27 protein-coding genes are annotated in these 22,603 nt (G+C 60.7%); 20 read left to right on the forward strand and 7 right to left on the reverse strand.

Translation table 11 applies throughout. The annotated features are described in order from the left end of the window. Positions 1–84 precede the first annotated feature (84 nt). The gene (locus tag JFV30_RS02000) at positions 85–414 is read left to right on the forward strand and encodes a hypothetical protein (RefSeq protein ID WP_201121639.1); all 330 of its coding nucleotides are present in this window, start codon (positions 85–87) and stop codon (positions 412–414) included. On the opposite strand, the gene JFV30_RS02005 is transcribed toward JFV30_RS02000, so the two are convergent. Continuing rightward, positions 411–1,046, reverse strand: a complete 636-nt coding sequence (locus tag JFV30_RS02005) for a LysE family translocator (RefSeq protein WP_201121640.1) — start codon at positions 1,044–1,046, stop codon at positions 411–413. The two genes, JFV30_RS02000 and JFV30_RS02005, sit on opposite strands and share 4 nt — an antisense overlap. A gap of 157 nt (positions 1,047–1,203) precedes the next feature. Here JFV30_RS02005 and JFV30_RS02010 point away from each other — a divergent pair, with 157 nt between their 5' ends. The 5 genes from JFV30_RS02010 to JFV30_RS02030 all read left to right on the forward strand — a co-directional run bounded on the left by JFV30_RS02010 (position 1,204) and on the right by JFV30_RS02030 (position 3,991). Beyond that, positions 1,204–1,572 carry a PH domain-containing protein gene (locus JFV30_RS02010; RefSeq protein ID WP_177075462.1) on the forward strand — a complete coding sequence of 123 codons (369 nt, stop codon included), beginning with the start codon at positions 1,204–1,206 and terminating at the stop codon, positions 1,570–1,572. A 37-nt stretch (positions 1,573–1,609) separates the two neighbouring features. Beyond that, on the forward strand, positions 1,610–1,930 hold the full coding sequence (locus JFV30_RS02015) for a DUF6966 domain-containing protein (protein WP_201121641.1): 321 nt from the start codon (positions 1,610–1,612) through the stop codon (positions 1,928–1,930). A gap of 125 nt (positions 1,931–2,055) precedes the next feature. Next, positions 2,056–3,219: an S-type pyocin domain-containing protein gene (locus JFV30_RS02020; RefSeq protein ID WP_201121642.1), complete on the forward strand. Its 1,164-nt coding sequence runs from the start codon at positions 2,056–2,058 to the stop codon at positions 3,217–3,219. Between the two features lie 19 nt (positions 3,220–3,238). Then, on the forward strand, positions 3,239–3,511 hold the full coding sequence (locus JFV30_RS02025; RefSeq protein ID WP_342215027.1) for a colicin E3-like toxin immunity protein: 273 nt from the start codon (positions 3,239–3,241) through the stop codon (positions 3,509–3,511). 9 nt (positions 3,512–3,520) lie between these two features. After that, positions 3,521–3,991 (forward strand): hypothetical protein, encoded by a 471-nt coding sequence (locus tag JFV30_RS02030; protein ID WP_201121644.1) that lies wholly within the window; start codon positions 3,521–3,523, stop codon positions 3,989–3,991. Here the strand turns inward: JFV30_RS02030 and JFV30_RS02035 are convergent. After that, positions 3,948–5,345 carry a sensor histidine kinase gene (locus JFV30_RS02035; RefSeq protein ID WP_201121645.1) on the reverse strand — a complete coding sequence of 466 codons (1,398 nt, stop codon included), beginning with the start codon at positions 5,343–5,345 and terminating at the stop codon, positions 3,948–3,950. The two genes, JFV30_RS02030 and JFV30_RS02035, sit on opposite strands and share 44 nt — an antisense overlap. Beyond that, complete coding sequence (locus JFV30_RS02040; RefSeq protein ID WP_201121646.1) at positions 5,342–6,004, reverse strand: response regulator; 663 nt, start codon at positions 6,002–6,004, stop codon at positions 5,342–5,344. Before JFV30_RS02040 ends, JFV30_RS02035 begins: the two co-directional genes overlap by 4 nt. 147 nt (positions 6,005–6,151) lie before the next feature. Between JFV30_RS02040 and JFV30_RS02045 the strand changes: the two genes are divergently transcribed. The 9 genes from JFV30_RS02045 to phnX all read left to right on the forward strand — a co-directional run bounded on the left by JFV30_RS02045 (position 6,152) and on the right by phnX (position 15,303). Then, positions 6,152–6,418, forward strand: a complete 267-nt coding sequence (locus tag JFV30_RS02045) for a PepSY domain-containing protein (RefSeq protein WP_010176882.1) — start codon at positions 6,152–6,154, stop codon at positions 6,416–6,418. Continuing rightward, complete coding sequence (locus tag JFV30_RS02050; RefSeq protein WP_201121647.1) at positions 6,418–6,963, forward strand: cytochrome b/b6 domain-containing protein; 546 nt, start codon at positions 6,418–6,420, stop codon at positions 6,961–6,963. The genes JFV30_RS02045 and JFV30_RS02050 overlap by 1 nt, the downstream gene beginning before the upstream one ends. 37 nt (positions 6,964–7,000) lie before the next feature. Next, positions 7,001–8,254 (forward strand): sialidase family protein, encoded by a 1,254-nt coding sequence (locus JFV30_RS02055; RefSeq protein WP_201121963.1) that lies wholly within the window; start codon positions 7,001–7,003, stop codon positions 8,252–8,254. Beyond that, entirely contained in the window at positions 8,254–8,853 is a 600-nt protein-coding gene (locus JFV30_RS02060; RefSeq protein ID WP_201121648.1) for a hypothetical protein, read from the forward strand. The genes JFV30_RS02055 and JFV30_RS02060 overlap by 1 nt, the downstream gene beginning before the upstream one ends. Continuing rightward, the gene (locus tag JFV30_RS02065) at positions 8,853–10,871 is read left to right on the forward strand and encodes an LTA synthase family protein (protein WP_201121649.1); all 2,019 of its coding nucleotides are present in this window, start codon (positions 8,853–8,855) and stop codon (positions 10,869–10,871) included. Before JFV30_RS02060 ends, JFV30_RS02065 begins: the two co-directional genes overlap by 1 nt. 126 nt (positions 10,872–10,997) lie before the next feature. Further along, positions 10,998–12,089, forward strand: coding sequence for an iron-containing alcohol dehydrogenase PsrA (gene psrA, locus JFV30_RS02070; RefSeq protein ID WP_201121650.1), 1,092 nt, complete (start codon positions 10,998–11,000; stop codon positions 12,087–12,089). A gap of 93 nt (positions 12,090–12,182) precedes the next feature. Then, positions 12,183–13,478, forward strand: coding sequence for an MFS transporter (locus JFV30_RS02075; RefSeq protein WP_010176888.1), 1,296 nt, complete (start codon positions 12,183–12,185; stop codon positions 13,476–13,478). Between the two features lie 36 nt (positions 13,479–13,514). Continuing rightward, a complete protein-coding gene (locus JFV30_RS02080) occupies positions 13,515–14,387 on the forward strand; it encodes a LysR substrate-binding domain-containing protein (RefSeq protein ID WP_201121651.1) in 873 nt (290 codons plus the stop codon). An 88-nt stretch (positions 14,388–14,475) separates the two neighbouring features. Next, positions 14,476–15,303 carry a phosphonoacetaldehyde hydrolase gene (gene phnX / locus JFV30_RS02085; RefSeq protein ID WP_201121652.1) on the forward strand — a complete coding sequence of 276 codons (828 nt, stop codon included), beginning with the start codon at positions 14,476–14,478 and terminating at the stop codon, positions 15,301–15,303. 39 nt (positions 15,304–15,342) lie between these two features. Here the strand turns inward: phnX and JFV30_RS02090 are convergent, their stop codons facing one another. Continuing rightward, positions 15,343–16,308: an oxidoreductase gene (locus JFV30_RS02090; protein ID WP_201121653.1), complete on the reverse strand. Its 966-nt coding sequence runs from the start codon at positions 16,306–16,308 to the stop codon at positions 15,343–15,345. Between the two features lie 97 nt (positions 16,309–16,405). Between JFV30_RS02090 and JFV30_RS02095 the strand changes: the two genes are divergently transcribed. After that, positions 16,406–17,326: an AraC family transcriptional regulator gene (locus JFV30_RS02095; protein ID WP_201121654.1), complete on the forward strand. Its 921-nt coding sequence runs from the start codon at positions 16,406–16,408 to the stop codon at positions 17,324–17,326. 1 nt (position 17,327) lies between these two features. Here JFV30_RS02095 and JFV30_RS02100 read toward each other — a convergent pair whose 3' ends face one another. From JFV30_RS02100 to JFV30_RS02110, 3 genes are read right to left on the reverse strand one after another with little or no spacing between them, the layout of a single operon-like run. After that, positions 17,328–17,711 (reverse strand): c-type cytochrome, encoded by a 384-nt coding sequence (locus tag JFV30_RS02100; protein ID WP_201121655.1) that lies wholly within the window; start codon positions 17,709–17,711, stop codon positions 17,328–17,330. A gap of 27 nt (positions 17,712–17,738) precedes the next feature. Further along, complete coding sequence (locus tag JFV30_RS02105; protein ID WP_201121966.1) at positions 17,739–18,260, reverse strand: GNAT family N-acetyltransferase; 522 nt, start codon at positions 18,258–18,260, stop codon at positions 17,739–17,741. Positions 18,261–18,274: 14 nt separating this feature from the next. Beyond that, positions 18,275–18,799 (reverse strand): demethoxyubiquinone hydroxylase family protein, encoded by a 525-nt coding sequence (locus JFV30_RS02110; RefSeq protein WP_275965049.1) that lies wholly within the window; start codon positions 18,797–18,799, stop codon positions 18,275–18,277. 163 nt (positions 18,800–18,962) lie between these two features. On the opposite strand from JFV30_RS02110, the gene JFV30_RS02115 reads away from it, so the two are divergent. The 4 genes from JFV30_RS02115 (at position 18,963) to JFV30_RS02130 (ending at position 22,594) form a co-directional block, all read left to right on the forward strand. Then, positions 18,963–19,340, forward strand: coding sequence for a response regulator (locus JFV30_RS02115; protein ID WP_201121657.1), 378 nt, complete (start codon positions 18,963–18,965; stop codon positions 19,338–19,340). 101 nt (positions 19,341–19,441) lie between these two features. Further along, positions 19,442–20,056, forward strand: a complete 615-nt coding sequence (locus JFV30_RS02120) for a biliverdin-producing heme oxygenase (protein ID WP_201121658.1) — start codon at positions 19,442–19,444, stop codon at positions 20,054–20,056. Beyond that, positions 20,053–22,281 carry an ATP-binding protein gene (locus JFV30_RS02125; protein ID WP_201121659.1) on the forward strand — a complete coding sequence of 743 codons (2,229 nt, stop codon included), beginning with the start codon at positions 20,053–20,055 and terminating at the stop codon, positions 22,279–22,281. Before JFV30_RS02120 ends, JFV30_RS02125 begins: the two co-directional genes overlap by 4 nt. A 139-nt stretch (positions 22,282–22,420) precedes the next feature. After that, entirely contained in the window at positions 22,421–22,594 is a 174-nt protein-coding gene (locus JFV30_RS02130; protein ID WP_201121660.1) for a hypothetical protein, read from the forward strand. The last annotated feature ends 9 nt before the right edge of the window (positions 22,595–22,603 follow it).

Genomic DNA, 22,603 nt, shown 5'->3' on the forward strand with positions numbered 1-22,603 from the left:
AGACCTTGAAATTCAAGGTCTTTTTTTTCGCCTGCAGGAAAGTGATGATGAGCGGGCGAACGCGAGAAAAGAGGAACCCTGACCGTGGAACTGACGCTGGAAGCTGTAGCGCTTTTTGCTCTCAAGTTGGTGTATGAGACAGAAGGCGCGAGCCCGATTCTTCGGGACGACCTGGTCATGGACGGCTATGAGCGGGAAGTGTTTGGCTTGCTGGTGCGCCAGGGCGATGTGAATGCCATCCAGCAAAAAATCGACGAGTGCCTGGCGTTGGCCCTCGAATCCCTGGGCGGCGCACACACCGTGATGGGCCGCGAGCTGCAACGGCTCGCGGTGGATGTGCGCCAAGCGACGACACTCGAAGCACTCAATGCCCCGCTCAACGCACTCAAGGATTACCTGAAGGCGATCCTTTAACGCCTGCCTTCGACCGCCATGCGTACGGCCAGGCCCATCAGCACCGAGCCCATCAGCCAGCGCTGTACGGTTTGCCAGACCGGTTTGCGGATGAAAAATCCCGCGATCGAGCCCGCCATAAGAGCGATCAGCCCGTTGACGCTCACACTGATCATGATCTGCGTAAAGCCCAGCACCAGGGATTGCGAGAGCACGCTGGCGTGGCCGTTAGGGTCAATGAACTGGGGCAGCAACGACAAATACATCACCGCCACTTTGGGATTCAGCAGGTTGGTGACAAAGCCCATCATGAACAGCTTGCGTGGGCTGTCCTTTGGCAAATCCCGCAACTGAAACGGCGAGCGACCACCCGGCTTGACCGCCTGCCAGGCGAGGTACACCAGATACAACGCCCCGCCGAGCCGCAGCGCGTCGTAGGCATAGGGAACTGCCATCACCAACGCGGTGATACCCAATGCCGCGCAGAACATATAGACGACAAACCCCAGCGCAACGCCGCCCAAGGAAATCAGCCCGGCCACTCGCCCCTGGCAGATCGACCGCGAAATGAGGTAAATCATATTCGGACCGGGCGTCAGCACCATCCCGAGCGAGATCAGGCCATAGGCAAGCAGGCTGGACAGTTCGGGCATGGGGTAGCTCCTTGACGACGTAAAGCTTTGTAGTGTTTGGCGGGTTGTTGGCGCCATGGTAGGGCGATAAAAGAGAGGCCGTTAGATACAGATCCACGAGTAAAACGTCATACACCGGCATAGGCGTTTACCGCACCACTCACCCAAGGAAAGGCAAATGATCGACTTCAACAACAAAGGCTTCTTCAAGCTCAAGCAAAACAACGAATACGCCGAACGCGTCTCGTCCCTGCTGCTGGACGACGAGCAGGTGATCGATTCCTACAAGGCCATGCGCGACGGCGTGGTGTTCACCACCAAGCGCATCATCGCGGTGAACGTGCAAGGGATTACCGGCAGCAAGAAAGACTTCACGTCCCTGCCGTACAAAAACATCGTCGCGTATTCGGTGGAAACGTCCGGGACGTTTGACCTGGATTCGGAGCTGGAGATTTACTTTTCGGCGGTGGGGAAAGTGAAGTTTGAGTTTACGGGGAAGACGTCGATTGTGGAGATATCGAGGGTGATTTCCAAGCATGTGCTCTGAACCAATACGAAAACTCCGCTTGTAAGGACTTCCCACTATGGGCCCGAAAACCGCAGAGCTAATCGATGTGCTTGGGGATCTTGCCACCCTGCTGGAAAGCGACGGGGACAATCACTGGAGCCGCTGGATGCGTAAGGCCAAAACCTTATTGCAAGCATCCGATTACTCCGGAATCACCTATTTGCGCTCTGCATACGGCGGAATGGGTTCGTTCAATGACCTCGTTCTTGGACAAAGCAGCGAAGGCGGCGTTTTTTCCTGGAAGCCGGGATACAAAGAGTTAAACGACCGGTTGGACGAGTTACGCAACAAAGCTGCTCAATTGAGCACGGAGATACAGCGCTCTCAAGGAGAGTAAGTGTACTTGGCTCAATGTAGCGATTGATAAAGTGACATTTCCCACACCTCCCATCGAACAACGAGAATTTCAGGTTCGTCTCCGCTCTCATACGCTCGCTTCCTTGCACAGGGAAGTGAGTCGTCATGACAGAGCGCGCGTATCCGATTACCGAAGAAGAGCAGCTGAAGCGGCGAATTCTGACGCCGCAGCCTAAGCAGATTCCGTATTCACCGTTCATTGATTTGTATGAATCGCCTCCTGTTCCATCGCCTGAACCTGCAAGGATTCCAGGCCATGTGTTCGCCAAGTCCTGCCAACTACCCGTCGGGATCATCAGCTACAACAACCCCACCGGCTATGTGCCGCTTGAGCTGATCAAGGACTACGGCCACTTCACGCTGTTAGGCGGGCACGAGGTGGATAGCCACGGCGGTGTGGCCCTAAAGAAAATCAGTGGTAGTGCCCTACCCGTGGGGCTTGGCAAGCTTGTGCTGCGTACAGCGGTATTGGAGTCCGCGGCTACGGCGGTCGGTGCCGCAGCCGGGAGTTTGCTTGCAGGGCTGGTGGCGCTGGCCTGGCCGTCGGAGCTTGGCGACAGTGCGCTCTATAGCGAAGAGCAGCTTCGTCACCTGCAAAAAGCCCGCTCGCGGATGCGGTTGCATATCGAGCAACGCGCCGACGGGACGCTGAAGGGGTATGGGTTTTATACCGGAAAAAACGCTGACTGGCAGATGATCGATGTGGTGCAGTTTCAGAGTCGTGACAGCCAGTTTGTGGCGGATCTTGGCGAGGGTGTGGAGCTGATTTGGACGCCGGCCATTGATCCTGGCGACACCCTTGCCATTCCGGCATTGGAGGCTGCGCCACAAGCGCCGGTGATGTGGATTTATCCGCCGACGGAGGCGGCCAAACAAATTCTGGTGAACCCGATTTATCCGCCGGAGTATCGGGATTTTATTCTGGTGTTTCCGGTGGAGTCGGGGGTTCGGCCGCTGTATGTGGTGGTTAACGAGCCCAGGAAGGGTTTGAGAAACTCAGATCATGATTATTTTCCTGCTCCTAGAACTGAAGACATCACCGGTTTCCCTGGCTTGATAGAACAAAAGGGGAAAACTCAAAGACGAGGCGGAGGTGGTCTCCGTAAACGTTGGAAAGACGCCAAGGGAAGAACAATTTACGAATGGGATTACGAGAAGGGCGAACTGGAAACCTACCGCAGCAATGACCTAAGCCACCTAGGTTCTTTTGACCCCTATACCGGCGATCGTAGGGGCGAAGCAAAAGATAAGCGCCGCACAAACAAATAAGTGGAGATATTTTATGGTTATGAAAATCAGATTGGCATGGTACGACAAGCGAACCGAAAACCTGGAAGCCGATGAGTACTCGATAAATTTCGAGGACGACAAAAGCATCCTTATCGCACTCGGTTTAGACGAAGAGCCCCAAATTTATGCCGGAGGCTTCGACATTCTCCCAAGTTGGATTGGGACCCTCCAGCCCCACTTCAAGCAGGTGATCAATCCAACGCTTTTCGATTACCAAATCTCTTTCAGTTACCAAGGTACATGGCCACCTCAAGCGTCCAGGCAGCCATAAAGGACCCTAATGAAAAAGCCCCCTCTCTACCGTTCAGTCAACACCCGCACGTACAACGTGCATCACGGAAGTTGCCGCACCTATAGGCAACAACGCCATAGCAAAAGCGAAAAGAACTCCACGCTAAGCCGTGGCTCGATGCACAGCCATCACCGGCACGGCTTCGATTACACGCCATTATTCCGGTTTCTCCTGTCCAAGGTCGGCCATCGGTGGGATGAAGTTTTCAGCGAGGCCAATGCCCGCCTGGATCGCCCGGAACCTGTGTTCTGGATGGTTGCCGTGTGTGAAAGCGACAAAAACGAGTACGTGCGCATCGGCGAGTCCACCTATTACAGCGGCTTATTCGTCGACGATGCGGGCTTGCTACAAAAGGTCAACCCGCAATTGACACCCGCGTTCATGAAGCCGTTTTGCAACTGCTGCACCCACACCTTCAACGGTGTGGTATTCCCACCGGTTTCAGCACGCAGGAGCTAAAACTCAACCGCGCACACAACCCACCCACGTCCCGGTTATACAACTCCAACCGCCCCCCAATCCTCCCCACGATCATCTGCACAATCGCCAGCCCCAACCCCGCCCCATTCGCATTCCCACGACTATAAAACCGCTCGAACAACCGTCCAATCTCCCCTTCATCAATCCCCGGCCCCGCATCCTCCACACACAGCTGCACCACACCCGAATCCGTCCCCCGCACCATCACCCTCACCTCACTCCCCGCCGGCGAGAAATTCAGCGCATTGGTCACCAGGTTCTGCAGCGCAATCGCCAACGCTATCGGGTCCGTTTCAATCCAGCATTCCTCATCTCCTTCCAGCACCAACTCAACGTCTTTCTCCATCGCCAGGGGCGTCAGTTCCGCAAGCTCTTCGCGCACCAACTCCGTCAGCGGCACGCGCACGCGAACGGTGTTGTTCAACTGCGGCTCGATGCGCGCCATGGTCAGCAGTTGGCTGCCAATACGCGTCGCCCGGTCCACGCCATTGACCAGGAAGTCCAACGCCTCTCGCCGCTGTTCCTCGGTTTCCGCGCTCTGGGCGTTCTGCGCGTGAATGCGCAATATCGCCAACGGCGTGCGCAACTCATGCGCTGCGTCCGCAATAAACCGACGCTCCCGCTCCAGCAGGTCATCCACCTGTACCAGCAGGCGGTTCAGCGCGGTTTGCATCGGTTCCAGGTCCGTGGGCAATGGCTCAAGCTGCAGCGGTCGCAACGTATTGCTGTCCCGCCCGCGAATGGCCTGGGCCATGGCGCGCAGGGGTTTGAGGCCCCAGCCGATGGTCAGCCAGATCAACAACGCCAGCAGCGGTACGCCAATCAGGATGGGCCAGAGGGTATGGCGGATGATGCGCTGGATCACGTCCTGGCGAATGTCGTCGCGCTCGCCCACCCAAATGAGCAGGCCTTGTTGCATGTCGGCAAGCATGAACGCGCACCAGTCGTTGCCGTTTTCCATCAGGTCGTGGGGCCCGAGTGTGGTGGGCGGTGTGTTGAGGATCGGTGCGTCAGTGGAACGCACGAGCAGTTGGCCATCGGGGCGCCATACCTGAAAGGTCAGGCGGGTCTCATAAGGGTGCGCGGCGCCGTCTTCGCCGACGCGGCTCATGGCCTGGTCGAAGGCCTGATAGAGGCGGTCCCAGTCGGCATCGCCGGGGTCGCGCTGGCGCAGTACGCCTTGTAGCAAACGGGCGCTTTGGGCGAGTTGGGCGTCGTAGACTTCTTCTATTTCGTGGTGGCTGTCCCGCAGCACGAGCCAGCTGATCAGTCCATCACCCAGCAGGATCAGCACCAGCACCGGGATGAGGATGCGCGCGCGCACCGAGTTCATGACTTGAGCTCCACCACGTAGCCCACGCCGCGCACGGTGCGGATCAGATCGGTGGAGAGCTTTTTGCGCAGGTTGTGGATAAGGACTTCAAGGGTGTTGCTTTCGACGCGGTCCTGCCAGCCGTAAAGCGCGCGGGACAGGCGTTCGCGGGTGACGACTTTGCCGGGGCGCACCATCAGTTGATGGAGCAGTTGGTATTCCATCGGCGTCACCACGATGTCCTGGCCCTGATAACTGACTTGTTGGGTCGCCGGGTCGAGGCTCACGCCCGCATGCTCCAGCATTGGCTGCGCGCGGCCCTGGCTGCGGCGCAACAGCGCGCGTACGCGGGCCTTGAACTCTTCGACATCGAAGGGTTTGACCAGGTAGTCGTCGGCGCCAGCGTCCAGGCCGGCGATGCGTTCGGCGGTGCCGTCGCGGGCGGTGAGGATCAGCACTGGCAGGTCGTATTGCTCGGCGCGCAGGGTTTGCAGGAGTGTCAGGCCGTCGAGGCGCGGCACGCCGAGGTCGAGCAGCAGCAGGTCGAAGCTCTCGGTACGCAACGCGTGCAAGGCGCTGACGCCATCCTGCAACCAGTCCAGGGTGTAGCCTTCGGCACCCAGGGCCACGCGAATCCCTTGGGCGAGGGCGCGATCATCTTCTACCAGCAGCAAGCGCATGAGAGATTCTCTGTTGGAAACGGCGGCATCATGCAGGGTTCTGCGGATGTCTATTCCGGGAAAGATGTTACGGGCCGTTGCCAACTAAGCTTTCGCTAAGGTTGGTTTTGCACAGTGAAATCTCCCACATCTGCTGAGAGCGTTTCCATGCGTAAAATTCTCCTGCTGTCGCTGATTATCGCCAGCCCCCTGGCCATTGCCGGCCCGCAATGCACCACTGCCGAGCGCTCGCAATGGCAGGACCAGAAGGCCTTTCAGGACCAACTCAAAGCCCAGGGCTACGAGATCAGCAAGTTCAAGGTCACCGATGGCAACTGCTACGAGATCTACGGCTTTGACAAGGACAAACGCAAGGTCGAGATCTACCACGATCCAGTCACCGGCAAGGCCGTGAAGACTGAGATCAAGGGCTGATGCCAGCAACCTCCCTGCGCCTCTGGGACCCGGTGGTCAGGGTGTTTCACCTCTCCATCGCCGGCGTCTTTGTGGCCAATTACTTCTTCAACGAAGCAGGCGACGACTGGCATGTGTGGCTGGGCTATTACGCCATGGCCTGGTTGCTGGTGCGGTTGGTGTGGGGATTTGCAGGGCCGCGCAGCGCACGCTGGGCAGATTTTTGGCCGACGCCGGAACGACTCAAAAGCCATGTGCGTTCATTGCTCAACCGCCGACCGCAGCACCGCCTGGGCCACTCGCCCATTGGTGCGCTGGTGATGATTCTGATGTTGCTGGCGCTGCTGACGATCGGCGTCAGCGGCTTTTTGATGCAGGAAGTCGATGCCCTGTGGGGCGCCGATTGGCCGCTGCTGTTGCACGAAACCGCCGCCAATGTGCTGGCGGGTCTGGTTGGCGTGCATGTGCTGGCGGCGGTGTTTGAAAGTATCCAGGTGCGGGACAACCTGCCGTTATCCATGCTCACCGGCCGCAGGAGGCGCCTGCCGGATGACCGTGCGCAGTAATCCTTTTCCCGACAGGTTCTCTATGCGCCCGCTATTCATGATCTGCAGCCTGCTAGTGGTATTTTTCGCCGCCTGGCAAAGTCATCCGCCCCACGTGTTGGCGCCGTTTGCCCTGCCCGCCAAGGACACGTCCCAGGCAGCGGCCACCCCGCAATACAGCAGCCGCTTTGTCTCCTCGCAGCTCAATGACTTCGTGCACTCCTCCTCGGTCACCGCCCTGCCCGGCGGCGACCTGATGGCCGTGTGGTTTGCCGGCTCCCGCGAAGGCGCCGCCGATGTGCAGGTGCGCACCGCGCGCTTTGACGCGAAAAGCGCCGAATGGGGCCCGGAGCAAGTACTCGCCACCCGCGAAAGCACGCGCGACGGCACCCACCGTTACATCCGCAAACTGGGCAACCCGGTGATCGCCCTGGCGCCGGACAACCGCCTGTGGATGTTTTACGTCTCGGTGTCGGTAGGCGGCTGGGCCACCAGTGCGATCAATGTGATGGTCTCGGACGACCTCGGCGCCAACTGGTCGGCGCCTCGGCAACTGATCACTTCGCCATTTTTCAACATCAGCACCCTGGTGCGCGCTGCGCCGGTGTTCCATGCCGACGGTTCCATCGGCCTGCCGGTGTACCACGAGTTCATGGGCAAATTCGCCGAGTACCTGTACTTGAGCGCCGACGGTGCGGTGGTCGACAAATTCCGTATCAGCCGTGGGAAAAATTCGCTGCAACCGACCATCGTCCCGCAGGACGGCCAGCGCGCCATCGCCATGCTGCGTTACGCCGGCGAAACGCATCACCGCGTGCTCGCCAGCCGCACCGAAGACGCCGGCCAAACCTGGAGCGAGCCTTACCCGCTGGAGCCGTCCAACCCCAACTCCTCGTTGGCGGCCGTCAGCACTGAGGGCGACGGTTTGCTGGTGGCACTCAACGACCTGCAGGACGGGCGCTTCAAGCTGAGCCTGTACGGCACCGATGCCAACCTCAACCAGTGGCGCACCGTGGTCGAGCTGGACCAGTCCCCCGACCCGCTGGGCCAACCGTTCTCCCCCGAGGCCTACAAGGAAATCATCGGCGAAGGCTTCCGCGAATCCAGCGGCGCCCGCCGTCTGCCGCTGGAGCAACGCTTCCTCAGCAGCCTGGATTACCGGGTATGCAAACCCCGAGGCTGCGATTTCGAATACGAGTACCCGTACTTCAGCCGCAGCCCGGACGGCATGTACCACCTGGTGTACTCGTGGAATAACACGTTCATCAAACACGTCAGCTTCAACGAAGCCTGGCTGTCGGAGCGCATGTGATGGTTTCTGAATGGCAAGCGCATTTGAGTTTTGTGCTGTTGGGTTTCGTGCTGCTCAGCCTGTTGCGCATCACAACACCCTGGCGCCCATGGCTGCTGCCGGTGTTGGTGGTGGTGAGTTTTATCCCGGTCAACGAACTGCCGTTGGCGGCCTATGTGCGCAGCTTCACTGATGACCTGGCCATCAGCACCCTGGTGCTGTTGGCGTGGGTCAGCCTGTGCCGCCTGGGCGTGGTGCAGCCACTCCAGCACCCGCAGAAGCTCCAGGTGTTGCTGATGTTTGGTGCCCTGAGCCTGGTGCTTTACCCGGCGACGATGGGCCTGACGTATTTCGACCCCTACCGCTGGGGTTTCAACCCTCGGCCGATGATTGTGCTGATAGGCATCGCCGCACTGCTGATGCTCTGGCTGCGTAATACCTTGGTCGTGTGGATGCTCGCGGCGGGCACCCTGGCGTTCGCGCTGCGGCTCAAGGCCTCGGAAAACTACTGGGACTATCTGATCGACCCACTGCTGACAGGCTACTGCCTGGTGGCCGGGTTATGGATGCTGGCGATGGCCGCCTGGCGCCCTCTTATAAAACTGCACAGAGGTCAATGATGGGATGGCTGCACTCGCGCCGCCTGCGCTACGGCGTGGGCGCGATCGGTTTGGTATTTGCGTTGCTGGCGGCACTGCGGCTGGTGTTTGTACTCGGGTTTTCCGGGGTCGACCTCAAGGAACCCGCACTGCTGGAAACCTTCGGGATCGGCCTGCGTTTCGACCTGCGCCTGGCGGTGCTGCTCCTGTTGCCACTGGCCCTGCTCGCCTGGCTACCGCGCTGGAACCTGCTGACCGTCCCCGCCTTGCGCTGGCTCGCGCGGGGTTATCTGCTGGTGGCGCTGGCCGTCGTCGGGCTGGTGTACATCATCGACTTCGGCCACTACGCCTACCTCGGTGTGCGCATCAACGCCACGGTGCTGCGTTACCTGGAGGATGCGCAGATTTCCCAACAGATGGTGTGGGAAACCTACCCGGTGCTGTGGATAACCTTGAGTTGGCTTACGGCCGTCAGCCTGTGGACCTACGCCCTGGTTCGCCTCGAACGCATCACCCTGGACGGCGAACACAAACCCTTCGGCAAGTTGGCCCTGGCCTCGGTGGCCACTGTCGGTGTGATTGTGGTCTTGCTCGCCCTGCTCGGCCGCGTGGCCAACCTCAATCTCGAAAACCCGGTGCCGCTGCGCTGGAGCGACGCGTTCTTTTCCGGCAACAACCAGATCGCGGCCGTGGGCCTCAACCCGGTGCTGTTTTTGTACGACACCCTCAAGGTCGGCCAGTCGCAGTTCGATGAAGGCAAGGTGCGTGAGCATTACCCGCAAGTCGCGAATTACCTGGGGGTCAGCCAACCCGATCCCGAGCAACTGAGCTTCGCCCGTGAACAAGCCGTGCAGCCTTACCGGCTTAAAGGCGATCGCCCGCCAAACGTGATCTTCGTGATGCTCGAATCCCTCGGCACCAGCGCCGTAGGCGCCTACGGCAACCCGCTGAACCCCACGCCGAACCTCGACAAGCTGGCGCAAGAAAGCTGGTTCTTCAAACACTTCTACGTGCCCGTCACCGGCACCGCCAAGACCGTGTGGGCGAGCATCACCGGCGTGCCCGACGTCACCCGCCGGGAGACCGCCACCCGCAACCCGCTGATCACCCGGCAACACACGCTGATCAACGCCTTCGAGAATTATCAGAAGCTCTACATGATCGGCGGCAATGCCGGCTGGGCGAACATCAACGCGCTGATCCGCCAGAGCATCGACGGCGTGAAACTCTACGACGAAAGCCACTGGCGCTCGCCACGGGTGGACGTGTGGGGCGTGTCCGACCTGGACCTGTTCAAGGAAGGCGACGAGCTCCTGCGCGCCATTCCCAAGGACCAGCCGTTTTTCGCCTACCTGCAAACCTCCGGCAACCACCGCCCGTTCACCATCCCCAAGAGCAACGACGGCTTCGTGGTGCATGACCTCACCGTTGAGCAAGTCCAGGCCGCAGGCAGCCGCAGCGTCGAGCAATACAACGCCGTGCGCCTGCTGGATTTCAACATCGGCCGCCTGATGGAAATCGCCAAGGCCGGGGGTTACTACGACAACACCATCTTCGTGTTCTTCGGCGACCACAACACCCGCATCAGCCAGATCCCTCACATGGCGCCAGCGTTCGAACAGCTTGGCTTGGAAAGCAACAACGTACCGATGATGATCCATGCACCCGGCCTGGAACCCCGGGTGATCGAAGAAGCGGTCGGCCTGGCGGACTTGCTGCCCACGGTCGCCGGCATGGCGGGCGTTCCGTTCCGCAATGGCGCCATGGGCCGCGATATCCAGCAGCCTGCGCCGGAAGGCGAGCGGGTGGTGCCGCTGGTACTGCGCGAGGGCACGTTCCCGCTGATCGGCGGCGTGACCAAAGACTTCCTGCTGCAGATGGAACACGACGGCAGTTCGCCGACCCTGCACGACCTGGCGTCGCAAACGCCGAGGGACGATGTAGCCCAGCAGTATCCCGAGGAGTTTCAGCGGTTGCAGGGGCTGACTCGGGGCCTGCATGAAAGTGCACGGTTGATGTTGTTCAGAAACGTTCGTTAAAGGTACCCCGCGGCTGGGCCTTACTATCGGCCCAGCCAATCCAACCCCCCAATCTATCGATTTGAGGTCTATCTCACCCTCCCCGACTATGGCGCCACTTCCAATAACAAAAACCAGGAACCCGCCATGACTGCCCGATTCCACAACCCGGTAGACACCCGCTTCGGCTGGGGCTGCCTGCAAGAACTTGCCGCCCTCACCGAAGGCCAGCGCGTCGCTCTCGTGACCTTCCCCGAAGCCCGTGGGCTCGGTTTGGTAGACCGCATCCAGACCCTGCTGGGTGACCGCCTCGTGTATGTGATCGAAGATGTGCAGCCCAACCCCGACGTGGCCCAACTGCGCGACACCTACGAGCGCTTCTGGCAGCAGGCCGGTGATTGTCAGGTGGTGGTCGCCGTTGGCGGCGGCAGTGCGATCGATACGGCCAAGGCGCTGATCGTCGGCACCGAGTCGGGGGATTTCGACGAATTGCTGGCGCTACTGGCCACCGGCAAACCTTTCGTGCCGGCCCGCCACAAGCAATTGATTGCCGCACCGACCACCGCCGGCACCGGCAGCGAAGTCACGCCATGGGCGACGATCTGGGATTCCGCCAGCCTCAAGAAATACTCGCTGCACCTGGACTGCACCTGGCCCAAAGTGGCAATCATCGACCCGCAGTTGATGCTGACGGTACCGGGTGGCGTCACCGTCTCTACCGGCCTGGATGCCTTGTCCCATGCACTGGAGTCGATCTGGAATATCAACGCCAACCCGGTCTCGGACACCTTCGCCATCTCCGCCATCGAAGACATCCTGGAATGCCTGCCGCGCTTGCGGCGTGATCTCGGCAATCAGGAATTACGCTCACGGATGGCGTTGGCGGCACTGAAAGCCGGCCTGGCCTTTTCCAATACCAAGACCGCCCTCGCCCACTCCATCTCCTACGAGATGACCCTGCACCACGGCCTGCCCCACGGCATCGCCTGTTCCTTCACCTTGCCGCTGGTGCTGGGCCTGGCGTGGGGGCATGACGCCGCGCGGGACCGCACCCTGCAGCGGGTATTCGGCACCGACCTGCACCAGGCCCAGGCGCAGTTGCGCGACTTCCTCCACAGCCTGGACGTGAAGACCGAATTTGCCGACTACGGCGTGAATGCCAGCGAAGCCGACGCGATGATCCGCTTCGCCCTGCAAGGCGCACGCGGCAAGAACTTCATCGGCGCGCAAGCGGCCTAGACTCACCGTAATTCGGTCGTTTCCTGTTGCACCTATCAAGAGTGCCCCCCTGCGGCTGCGGTCGCCGGGGCGAATAACAATAAGGAAAACATCATGAATCGTGCACACGTGCTGCCTGTTCCTGCCGTCCGTACCTCGTCTTTCCGTGTTGCCCAGTGGCGCATGCTGCTGGCGGCGATGTTTTGTTATCTGTTTTTCTATACCGGTCGCCAGACCTTCGGTTTTGCCATCCCCGGGATCCAGGCCGAGTTCGGCCTGACCAAGGAAACCCTCGGCTGGGCCTCGGCCGCCATGCTCTGGGCCTATGCGATTGGACAGGCCATCAACGGCAACCTCGCCGACAAGTTCGGCGGGCGGCGCATCATGACCCTGGGCGCGGTGCTGTCCTGCGGGGCCAATTGGGTCACCAGTTTCGCCAGCGGCTTTGCCGGGCTGATCCTGCCGTGGGGCATCAACGGGTACTTCCAGGCCCTCGGTTGGGCGCCCGGCAGCCGGCTGATTTCCAATTGGTGGAGCGCCGGTGAGCGCGGCAAGGTGTACGGCTTTTATGTGTTCGCCGCCGGCTGCGCCTCGGTCCTGTCGTATGTGACCTCGATCGTGGTGCTGGAAGTGTTTCAACTGGAGTGGCGCTGGATCTTCCGCCTGCCGGTACTCTTGATGCTGGCAGGCGGCATCATCTTCTATCTGGTAGCCCGGGAACGGCCTCAGGACCTGGGCTTCGAACCCCTGGCCGATACCGGCGTGGCCAACGCCGAAGACAAGAATCATGAAGTGGCCCACGGCGAAGTCGAAACCTCGGCACAGCGCTACAAGGCTGTCCTGAAAAACCCGCGCCTGATCATCGCCGCCCTCTCCCTGGGCTTCCAGAACGCTGCCCGCTACGGGCTGATCGTCTGGGTGCCGGTGCACTTCCTGGGCGCCAACTGGAAAAGCGGCGACAGCATGATCGATCCGAAGTGGATCACCGTGGCCCTGCCGGTGGGCATGGCCATCGGCGCCCTGAGCAATGGTTGGGTCTCGGACAAGCTGTTCGGCTCCAAACGCTACCTGGCGATCATGCTCTACATGTTCCTCGGCGCCGCCACCAGCCTGTGGATGTGGAGCCTGCCGCCCCACAGCGCAATCGGCCTGGTGGCGCTGTTCCTGTGCGGGTTCTTTGTGTACGGCCCGGCATCGAGTTTCTGGGCGCTGTGCCCGGACCTGGTCGGCGCCAAGCGTGCGGGTACGGCCACCGGCGTGATGAACTTCTCATCCTATCTGTTCGCCGGCCTGGCGGAACCGCTGATCGGCAGTATGCTCGACAGTACCGGCAATACCTCGCTGATCTTCATCGTCGTGACCTCGGCCTGCCTGTGCAGCGCGGCGGTGGCGTTGTTTATCCGACGTTGATGACCGGCCCGGCGGACCTCAGGAACAGGACTCTTTATGTACCAGTACCACAAGTGGCTGCGCTCGTTTCATGCGGTGGCGAAGACCGGCAGTTTCACCCTCGCCGCCGAGTACCTGAGCGTCGGCCAGCCGACGGTCAGCGAGCAGGTCAACGGTTTGGAGAAGCAGTTCTCGGTGGAGTTGTTCCACCGTCGCGGGCGGTTTATCGAGATGAGTGCGGCCGGGCACGCCCTTTACGGGATCACCCAGGGGCTGTTCGGCCAGGAGGATGAAGCCATGCAACTGTTGCAGAGTTTCAAGCAGCGCAAGACAGGGTTGTTGCGCCTGGGCGCGGTGTCGCCGCCGATTGCGATGAACCTGACTTACGAACTGATGCAGCGCCACCCGGACATCGAACTGGAAACCTCGTTTTCCCCGGAAAAGGAAACCCTGGACCGGCTCTTCAACTTCGATATCGACGTGGCAATCCTGGCCCTCTCGGAATTCGACCAGCGCTTCGATACCCAGCTGTACCGGCGCTATCCGATTATTGCGGTGGTGCGCGATGACCACCCATGGGCGCAACAGAAAGAGGTGCACGTGGAACAGATCAGCCGCGAAAAGTGGGTGATGCGCGAGAAAAGCTCACGCACCCGGCAACTGGTGGAAGAAAGCTGCAAGCGCCAGGGAGTTGCCGTGAACTGCGTGATGCAGTTGAACAGTCGTGAAGCCATCGTGCACGCCATAACCAAGGGCATTGGCATCGGCTTTGTGTCCGCCGTGGAATACGCCGAAACCCCGGGCACCACGCCGATCACCTTCGTCGACCATCCGTTTTTCATCGACTACCACTTGTGTTGCCTGGGCATCCGGCGCAACCGACCGATGATCGCGGAGCTGTTCGAGGCCAGTCCGATCCCGGCCACCTGATCGCCTTACCCGTTTAAACCCTCACCAGGCGCTTACCTCTTCTTCGGCAGAGGGACGGCCTGCTCACACCTGAAAATGGAGACTTGCCATGCACTACCAACAACCTTCCAAGCTGCAAGCTGTGGTCCTGGATTGGGCCGGCACCGTTGTCGACTTCGGCTCCTTCGCCCCCACGCAGATTTTTGTCGAGGCGTTCGGCGAGTTCGGCGTTGCCGTGTCCCTGGAGGAAGCACGCGGCCCGATGGGCATGGGCAAGTGGGATCACATCCGCACCTTGTGCAACCTGCCGCAGATTGCCGAGCGTTATCGGGCGGTGTTTGATCGACTGCCCACCGACGAGGACGTCACGGCCCTCTACGAACGCTTCATGCCGTTGCAGATCGAGAAAATCGCACTGCATTCAGCGGTCATTCCCGGCGCCCTTGAGGCAATCAAAACCCTGCGTGGCCAAGGCTTGAAGATTGGCTCCTGCTCGGGCTATCCGGCGGTGGTGATGGCCAAGGTGGTCGAACTGGCGCGCCACAACGGCTACGTCGCCGACCATGTGGTGGCGACTGACGAAGTGCCCAACGGGCGTCCGCATCCGGCGCAGGCACTGGCCAACGTGATTGCGCTGGGCATCAGTGATGTGGCCGCCTGCGTGAAGGTCGACGACACCTGGCCCGGGATTCTGGAAGGCCGCAGCGCTGGCATGTGGACGGTGGCGTTGACCTGTTCGGGCAACGCCCTGGGCTTGACCTACGAGCAATACAAAGCGCTGCCCGCTGCTGAGTTGGCGCTGGAGCGTGCGCGTATCGCCCAGATGTTCGAAGGCTCCCGGCCACATTACCTGATCGACACCATCGTCGAACTGCCGGCGGTGATCGAAGACATCAATGCGCGTCTGGCGCGCGGGGAAACACCGCAGGGTTCTTGATGGGCCGATGGGGTCAGTGAGCTGACCCCACACTGCGGCCTAGTGTCCGCCGATCAATTGTTCGCTTAACGTCCACAACCGTTGCGCCAACTCGGCATCCACCGCCCACGGCCTGACACCCAGCTGTTCTTCCGAATTCGCGCTCACCGCAACTGCCACATCACAGTTCTCGCAGTACACCCCGCCCATTCCCGCCAACTGCTCGCTCACCGCACACCACACCGTGGTGGCTGCGCCTTGCTCCGGGGTTTTCATGTTCCTCTCAGGGTCGATCACCGGTTGCCGGTGCTCGTCTACATAGCCTGATGCCTGCAAGACTTCTGCCTTCATGTGGCGCACCAGGTCGGTAATGATTCCGCCGGGATGAACCGCAAAAGCCCTCACACCGCTGGCTGCGCCGAGTGTGTCCAGATGCACGGCGAACAGCGCGTTAGCGGTTTTTGACTGACCGTAGGCCTTCCATGGATCGTAGGCCTGACGCTCGAAGTTCCAGTCATCAAAATCGACAGCGCCGTGTACGTGGCCCCGTGAAGACAACGCCACCACCCGCGCACCGTCGGCACGTTGCAGGGCTGGCCACAGGCGCTGGGTAAGCTGAAAATGCCCGAGGTGATTAGTGACGAACTGGGACTCGTAACCCTGTGCATTGCGGCTCAGCGGTGGCGCCATGATGCCCGCGTTGTTGATCAGCAGGTGCAACGGGCGGCCTGTCGCCAGAACGCGCTCGGCAAACTGGTCGATGGAACCGGCATCCATCAGGTCCAGGGATTCAAGTTGCAGCTGTGGATAAGCGTTGAGTGCAGCGCGAGCCTTGGCCGGGTCACGGGCCGGGACGATCACGTGGGCGCCGGCGGCAGCCAGGGTGCGGGCGGTGACCAGGCCAATGCCGGAGTAACCGCCCGTGACAATCGCAACCTTGCCGGAAAGGTCGGCACCTCGGATCACTTCGGCGGCGGTAGTCGCCGCGCCGTAGTCGCTATGGATGGGTTTTTGTGCAGTGGGCATGACAGAGTCTCCATTAGACGTGTGGTTAACACGCTACGCCCCGAAAGCCGTACTCTGAATACTCGAACATCCCGTTTACCTGCGTGAAAGTACGAATATGCACAGCGATCCGTTTTCCGAGATGCTCACCTTCGTGAACGCCCAATCGGTGATGACTGGCGGTTTCAGCGCGGGCGGCGCCTGGGCCCTGCGTTTTCCGGCGCCAGACAAGATCAAGTTTTTCGGTGTGGTGAAAGGACAGTGCTGGTTGTGGCTCGAGGACGAGCCAGCGCCGGTATTGATTGAAGCGGGAGATGTGTTCCTGCTGAGTGCGCAACGCTCGTTTGTGCTTGCAGGCGATGTGTCGGTAGCGCCTTTGGAAGCGCGGCAATTATTCGCTGACGCCGGCCGCTTCCCGCAAATCGGTGACGGCCAAGGCTGTGTGCAAATCGGCGGCTACGTGCGCCTGGACCCGGAAAGTGGCGGGCTGTTGGCCAATGCACTCCCACCCCTGATCCACGTGCGGGCCACGGCGCCGCAAGCGGCAATCGTGCAATGGCTGCTTGGCCAGTTGGCGCATGAGGGCGAATCCCGTTTGCTGGGGGCGAGCCTGGCATCGGCGCAGCTGGCGCAGTTGATGTTTATCCAGATCCTGCGGGCTTACGTCGAAACCTCGGGCGCATTACCCGAAGGCTGGCTGCGCACGGTCAGCGACAAGCGCCTGGCGCCCGCGCTGCGCTTGATGCACAGCGAGCCGGGGAATGCCTGGTCGCTGGAAGCCTTGGCTGCAGCCGCTGCAATGTCGCGCACCACCTTTTCGCAATACTTCAAGAACGTCGCCGGCGTGCCACCGCTGACGTACTTGACCGAATGGCGCATGCGCCTTGCGCAACGGGCGTTGCGCGAGGGGAATCTTTCCGTTGGGGTCTTGGCGCAGTCACTGGGGTACGGGTCTGAAAGCGCGCTCAGCAATGCCTTCAAGCGAGTGACTGGGAAGGCACCGAGGCATTATCGGCAGGCGTGCCGTCAATCAACCTGAATTACTGCGCCTGAAACGTCGCAAGATACGCCAACAAGTTATCGATCTTCTCCTGGTCACTGATCCCCCAGAAAATCATCCGGGTGCCGCTCACCACCTTTTTCGGCGCCTCGATATAGGCGGCCAGTTTGTCCCGCGTCCAGACCACGCCTGAATTCTTCATTGCATCTGAATACTGATAGTCAGTGGTGGTCCCGGCCGGGCGGCCAATGATGCCGTTGAGCTGCGGCCCGAAACCGCCCCGGGCGTTTTCGCCGACGCTATGGCAACCGCCGCAGGTTTTGCTGAATAGCTTCCCACCGGCTTCGGCGTCGCCTTCCGCCATTGCCTGGGCACTGACAAAACCGGACATCAAGGCAAGGGTGAGTAAAACAACAGGCTTCATAAATAGCATTCCATCCGGTGTGCCGGTTCAGGTGGTAACTTGCCACGACATGGCGCAACGACTGCCCGGCGCAAAACCGTGACGATACTCCTCACGCAAAGCCTCTGCCAAACGATGATCCGGCACCAGGGAGTGCTCTTGCCGAAATCCCAGCCGCTGGTAAAACGGGGCATTCCAGGGCACATCACAAAACGTGGTAAGGGTGACGGCCCGCAACTGGCGCGAGCGTGCTTCATTCATCACGGTTTCAAGCAATTGCCGCCCTGCGCCACGGCCTTGCATGAGCTGCGTCACTGACAGTTCATGGATGTGCAGGTCGTTATCAAATACCTCTGCACTGAGGAACCCCTGGAGTTGGCCAGTAGCATCCACCGCCACCCAACACGTACCCAACGCGATGACCTGCAGATGGCGCCCAACACTCATGAGCTCGGCATCGGCAAGCCAGCCCAACGATTCGATGGTGCGGAAGGATTGGGCCGCAGATGCTTCTATCGCAGGCAAAAACGCTGCATCCTCAGAGATAGCGGTCCTAATAACGACAGAGATGAGACTGCAGCCACTCACGAACGCATGCCCATCCAGATCACCGCCTCTGTCCAGGCCGTCACCACCGGGTTCAACGCCCGGCTCCACGGATCGCGCGGGTCGATCTGCGCGGCCGACTGGTCATGGTGCTGCTGCTCTTCTTCCACAATCGAGGCAATCGCCACCACTGCCTGCGGGTCGCTGTCGCGTAAAACGTGAAGTTGATGGGCAAGGTGCTTAAGCACCACGCTTTCGACCGCGACGGTGGTGGCCAGGATCGCCTTGCGCCCGCAAAGCCCGGTCACCAACCCCAACACCAGGCCGCCGAGGCCGCATAGCCAGTAGCTGCGGCAACGCCGCCGGCCACGGCGCTGCAATTCGGACTGGAACACTGCGCGATGGCGCAACTCGTGGGAACGCAGCTCCCTGAGTTCTTCTACCAAACCAGGGGCAACCAGGCGTGCCATGAACAGTTGGCCGCTGTAGATGCAGATCGCGCCATGTTCGCCAGCATGGTCGACCTTGATCATACGGCCGCCGATATCAATCGTACTCGACACTGGATTGCCTTCCATAGCGTGGGGGACGGCATCGTGACGTATCCCGCCCGTTACTCGCAAGCACACCCACCAAATGACCACCCATCGCAAAAAAACATCCAATCGAACCTAATCAACCGCCGTTCACTCCACCTTACTTATCCCGGATGGTGGAGTGGTGATCATGGCTCAGCCATCGATATTGGTACTGGAAGACGACGAAATCATTCGCGCGTTGATGGTGGATGTACTGGAGGATTTCGGTGCGGTGGTGACCTCGTTTCCCTCCGCAGACGAAGGGATGATTTTTCTTGAACGGGCCAGTGATCCGGTGGACCTGATTGTCAGCGATATCCAGATGCCCGGCCTGCTCAATGGCTACGACTTGAGCAAGGTAGTCGCCCATCGCTGGCCGTCGCTGCCGGTGCTGCTGACCTCGGGCAATACCGCAATGGCGTCGCAACTGGGCGGCACGGTGCGCTTCTTGCCCAAACCGTGGAGCGCCGAGCGCTTGCTCGATTGCGTGCAATCGGCGCTGGTACAGGGCCCGCCCATGCATTGATAGCGTAGCGATATCAGCTGCAGCGAACTTCGCGACAGCTCCTGCGGTCAATGATCAGGCAACCCTACATGGCCAGCAGGCCCCCAGTTCGAGTTTACTGAATGCATTCACAGGCCCATGACGTTGGTGCGCCCCCCGTACTTGAAGCCCTGCGCTCAGGTACCGCTTTACTGCACGTCGCCCTGGAAAAACGCTTGCCGTTTTTCTCCCCGCAGCTGGATCACGACGGGTACCGACGCCTGCTCCAGGCCTACTACGGGTTCTACGACCCTCTGGAAGCAACGCTGAACGACAGCGGCTTGATCCCGGTGGGATTCGATCAGGCACTGCGTCTGAAAACGCCTACCTTGCTGACGGACCTCCACGCCCTGGGCCTGGACGACCCTGCCATTGCCGCCCTTCCCCGCTGCACCTCGCTACCGCCCCTCGACACACCTGCCGCCTGCCTGGGTGCGCTGTACGTGCTGGAAGGCGCCACCTTGGGCGGGCAGATCCTGCGCCGGGAAATGGCGCAGCGCCTGGGTCTGGACGCCGACAACGGCGCTGCGTTTCTCAACGTGTATGGCGCCGAAACCGGCCGGCGCTGGAAAGACTTTCTCGATTACCTGAGCCATGTGCCCCTCGACGCGCACGCCAAACTGCGCGCTGTAAACGCGGCCCGCTCGACATTCAGCTGCTTTGAGCAATGGCTCGACAGCCAGGAGGTACTGCTATGAAACCCGATGATTTTGAAGAACTGCTTGCCAACTGTGCGGACGAGCCCATCCGCTTCCCGGGGGCCATCCAGCCCCACGGCGCGCTGCTGACCTTGTCTGAGCCAAGCCTGCATATCGTGCAGGTCAGCGCCAACGTGGCCGGGCTGTTCAATCACGCGCCCGAGTCCCTGCTGGGCCAGCCACTGCATACATTGATCGGTACGGAACATGCGGATGCCGTCCAGGCCATGGTCACGCACAATAGTTTTTTCGACGCCCCACCCTTGCACGTGACGCTCAACGGCGCCGAGTTCGAAGGGTTGCTGCACCGCCATCAGGGTGTGCTGGTGCTGGAGTTCGAGCCGCGCCTCAAGGATTTCCAGCCCAAGGCGCTCAATGGCCGGACCAGCAACCTGGGCAAGATGCTGCAACGTCTGCAAGCGGCGAAAACCCTGCAGGCCTTGTATGAAATCAGCGTCAACGAAATCCAGGCCATGACCGGCTACGACCGCGTGCTGATTTATCGCTTCGAGGAAGAAGGCCACGGCCAGGTGATCGCCGAAGCGTCCGCGCCGTCGATGGAACTGTTCAACGGCCTGTTCTTCCCCGCCTCCGACATCCCCGAACAGGCCCGGGAGCTGTATCGCACCAACTGGCTGCGGATCATCCCCAACGCCAACTATGAGCCGGTACCACTGGTGCCCAGGTTGCGCCCGGACACCGGCCAGCCCCTGGACCTGAGCTTCGCCACACTGCGCAGCGTGTCGCCGATTCACTGCCAGTACATGCAGAACATGGGCGTGCTGTCGTCCATGAGCATTTCCCTGATGGCCGGCGACAAACTCTGGGGCCTGATCAGTTGCGGCAACCGTCAGCCGCTGATGGTGCCCAATGAGTTGCGCACGGCCTGCCAGACCATCGGCCAGGTGTTGTCGTTGCAGATCAGCGCCATGGAGGCCCTGGACCTGAGCCGCCAGCGTGAAGAAAAGGTCGAGGCCCTGGCCCTCCTCAGCCAGGCCATGCAGGCCTCGCCCGCCAATGTCTTCGACGGCCTGGCGCAACGTCCGCAACTGCTGATGGACCTGACCCAGGCCTGCGGTGTGGCGATCATCGAAGACAAGCAACTGCACCGCTATGGCAACTGCCCGGAACCCGGGCAGATCCGTGCCTTGCACAAGTGGCTGCAAGAGACCGGGCAGCCGGTGTTTGCCAGCCATCACCTGGCGTCGGTGTACCCGCCGGCGGCGGAGTACCAGCACGTAGCCAGTGGCGTGCTGGCCATGAACTTGCCCAAGCCGGTGGATAACGGCGTGCTGTGGTTTCGCCCCGAGGCCAAGGAAAACATCAACTGGAGCGGCGATCCCAATAAACCCCTGAACCTGGAAACTTCCGACGCAGGCCTGCGCCTGCGCCCACGTACCTCGTTTGAAATCTGGAAGGTCGAAATGGCCGGCATTTCCACCAAGTGGAGCCATGGCGACCGCTTTGCCGCCAACGACCTGCGTCGCTCGGCCCTGGAAAATGACCTGGCCCGCCAGGTGCTGCGTGAGCAACAAGCGGTGCGCGCCCGGGATGAACTGGTGGCGGTGGTTTCCCACGACCTGCGCAACCCGATGACGGTCATCTCGATGCTCTGCGGCATGATGCAAAAGGCCTTCAGCTCCGACGGCCCGCACACCTCGCGGCGGATTTCCTCGGCCATCGACACCATGCAACAAGCCGCCGGGCGCATGAATGTGCTGCTGGAGGATTTGCTCGACACCTCGAAGATCGAAGCCGGGCGCTACACCGTCAAGCCGGTAGCCCTGGACGTGAGCCAGATGTTCGAGGAGGCCTATTCATTACTGGCGCCCCTGGCGATGGAAAAGGGCATCGATTTGTCGTTCAACGCCGAACCCGGGCTGCAAATCAATGCGGACCCGGAGCGGCTGTTCCAGGTGTTGTCGAACCTGATCGGCAACGCCATCAAGTTCACGCCACGCCAGGGCAATATCGGCATCAGCGCGATGAGTACCGGCGAAGATATTGTGTTTTCGGTGCGGGACTCCGGCGAAGGGATTGCGCCTGAACAATTGCCCCATGTGTTTGATCGCTACTGGACCCAGACCGAAAACAACCCCACCGGCAGCGGCCTCGGGCTGTACATCACCCAAGGCATCGTGCAGGCCCATGGCGGGCGGATCGAGGCTGAAAGTGAGTTGGGCCGGGGCAGCGAGTTTCGGTTTACGGTGCCCAAGCCGGCTTGAAACCGGCCCTGTTCAGACGGCGAAGCAAATGGAAACCCAATGGTCCGGAACGCTGGACCGGGCCAAAGCCACTGATCAGGACGCACTCAAAGGGAGTTGATGCGCACGGCAAACTTCCTATTGATCGAGAGGTACATCCATGATGATCGGCAGCGTTTTTCATACTCAAAACCTGATCCAGGCACTTCAACCCGTCCAGCCTGTTCAACCTGCGTCCAAACCCAAGGAGGAACCCTCGCATAGCGGCGCCAATCAACAAAACGCCCAGTCGAACGGCGGCTCTCTGAGCGGCCTGGGACGCGAGTTGACATGAAGGTTTAAG

The organism is Pseudomonas sp. TH32 (genome assembly GCF_016650855.1).
GTDB lineage: Bacteria > Pseudomonadota > Gammaproteobacteria > Pseudomonadales > Pseudomonadaceae > Aquipseudomonas.